This is a genomic window from Cupriavidus sp. SK-4 (assembly GCF_000611125.1).
In the GTDB taxonomy this organism is placed as follows: Bacteria; Pseudomonadota; Gammaproteobacteria; order Burkholderiales; family Burkholderiaceae; genus Cupriavidus; species Cupriavidus necator.
On the sequence record NZ_JFJW01000159.1, the window covers coordinates 2,985 to 5,539 of the forward strand.

Genomic DNA, 2,555 nt, shown 5'->3' on the forward strand with positions numbered 1-2,555 from the left:
CGCAGGTGGTTCCGCCTCCACGAAGGACGGCTTTATCATTGATGAAGCAAAGAATCGCGCCCGGCCCCTACAATCGGCCGGCACAGTGAGGGCCGCCGCTTTGACGCACTGCACAACCAGGCTGGGCAAGAAGCGCCGCGCGGCCCGCGTACCACAGGGGACATTCAGATGGATTTGCGTTTCACCGCCGAGGAACAGGCCTTCCGCGAGGAGGTCCGGGCATTCGCGCAGGCCAGCCTGCCGGAAGACATCCGCAACAAGGTTCTCAACCACCAGCGCGTGGAAAAGGACGACTACATCCGCTGGCACCGCATCCTGCAGGCCCGCGGCTGGGGTGCGCCGACCTGGCCCAGGCAATGGGGCGGCACCGGCTGGACCGCGCTGCAGCGCCTGATCTTCGAGATCGAGACCTTCCGCGCCGGCGCGCCGCGCCTGCTGCCGTTCGGCCTGACCATGATCGGGCCGGTGCTGATGAAGTACGCCAGCCCCGAGATGCAGCAGCGCTTCCTGCCGCGCATCCCCAATATCGACGACTTCTGGTGCCAGGGCTACTCCGAGCCGGGCTCGGGCTCCGACCTGGCCTCATTGAAGACGCGCGCGGTGCGCAAGGGCGACAAGTACATCGTCAACGGCCAGAAGACCTGGACCACCATGGCCCACTTCGCCGACTGGATCTTCTGCCTGGTGCGCACCGACCCGGAGGCCAAGGCCCAGGAAGGCATCTCGATGCTGCTGATCGACATGAAGTCGCCCGGCGTGACGGTGCGCCCGATCAAGACGCTCGACGGCGGCCACGACGTCAACGAGACCTGGTTCGAAGACGTGGAAGTGCCGGTCGAGAACCTGGTCGGCGAAGAGAACCGCGCCTGGACCTATGCCAAGTACCTGCTCGGACATGAGCGCACCGGCATAGCCGGCATCGGCCACTGCCACCGCGAGCTGCGCCTGCTCAAGCACTACGCCAGCCAGGCCACCGACGGCGCCGGCCGCCCGCTGATCGAAGACGTGCGCATGCGCGACAAGATCGCCCGCGTCGAGATGGACATCATGGCGCTGGAAATGCTGCTGCTGCGCGTCGCCACGCAGGCCGCCGGCACCCCCGGCCCCGAGGCCTCGATCGTCAAGATCCGCGGCTCCGAGGTGCAGCAGGACCTGGGCATGCTGATGATGGAAGTGGCCGGCCCCAACGCCTGGCCGTATTCGCCGGACTGGCTTGAGCCGGGCGCGACGCAGCCGGTGGCGGGCCCCGACTGGGCCGCCCCTGCCGCCTCCACCTACTACGACATGCGCAAGACCTCGATCTACGGCGGCGCGACCGAAGTGCAGAAGAACATCATCTCCAAGATGATCCTGGGTTTCTGAAGGGATAGCTGACATGGACTTCACCTACAGCGAAGAGCAACAGATGCTGGCGGACAGCCTGCGTCGCTTCATCGATACCGAATACACCTTCGAGGCCCGCCGCAAGAGCGCGCGCGCAGGCGAAAGCCTGGATCGCGGCATGTGGGACAAGCTGGCTGAAATGGGCGTGCTGGGCCTGACCGTGCCGGCCGACTTCGGCGGCTTCGGCGAAGGCCCCGCCAGCCAGCTGGTGGTGCAGCGCGAACTGGGCCGCGGCCTGGTGCTGGAGCCGGTCACGCCCAGCGGCGTGATGGCCGCGGCCATCCTGGCCGCCCACGGCAGCGCCGCGCAGAAGGAAGAATGGCTGCCCGCGATCGCCTCGGGCGAGCGCATCGTCACGCTGGCCTACCTGGAGCCGACCACCCGCTACCGCCCGGAATCGGCCCGCGCCAGCGCCGAGCGCAGCGGCGACGGCTACGTCCTCAATGGCATCAAGAGCGTGGTCTGGCACGGCGCCGCCGCCGACGCCTACCTGCTGACCGCGCGCGTGGCCGGCAGCAATGAGATTGCCTTGTTCCTGGTGCCGCGCGACAGCAAGGGCCTGGGCGTCACCGCCTACCCGACCATCGACGGCCTGCGCGCCGCCGACCTGTCGCTGCAGGACGTGACCGTGCCGGCCAGCGCGCTGGTGGGCCAGCCCGCCGACGGCCTGGCCGCACTGGGCGTGGGCCTGGAGCACGGCGTTGCCGCGCTGTGCGCCGAGGGCGCCGGCGCCATGGAAAAGCTGATCGAGATCACCGCCGAGTACCTGGGCACGCGCCAGCAGTTCGGCAAGCCGCTGGCCAGCTTCCAGGCACTGCAGCACCGCATGGCCGACATGCTGGTGCAGAAGGAGCTGGCGCTGTCGATGGCCTACGTCGCAGTCCAGGCGCTGGACGAGGCCGATCCCGCCGCGCGCCGCCGCATGCTGTCCGCGGCCAAGGTGACGCTGGCCCGCGCCGGGCGCTTCGTCGGCCAGCAGGCCGTGCAGCTGCATGGCGGCATGGGCATGACCGATGAGCTGTCCGTGGGCGACTACTTCAAGCGCCTGACCATGCTGGACCAGTTGCTGGGCGACAGCGACTACCACCTGCAGCGCTTCGGCGAAGTGATGGAAGCCTGACCCTGGCTGCGGCCGCTGGCCGCATGCTGGCGCGAGGCCGGGCACTTGCCCG

General features: G+C 68.7%; 2 protein-coding genes. Both read left to right on the forward strand.

What is annotated here, in order from left to right:
* Positions 1–168 precede the first annotated feature (168 nt).
* The gene (locus tag CF68_RS31105) at positions 169–1,362 is read left to right on the forward strand and encodes an acyl-CoA dehydrogenase family protein (protein WP_035826604.1); all 1,194 of its coding nucleotides are present in this window, start codon (positions 169–171) and stop codon (positions 1,360–1,362) included.
* 13 nt (positions 1,363–1,375) lie between these two features.
* Complete coding sequence (locus CF68_RS31110) at positions 1,376–2,503, forward strand: acyl-CoA dehydrogenase family protein (RefSeq protein ID WP_035826606.1); 1,128 nt, start codon at positions 1,376–1,378, stop codon at positions 2,501–2,503.
* Positions 2,504–2,555 lie beyond the last annotated feature (52 nt).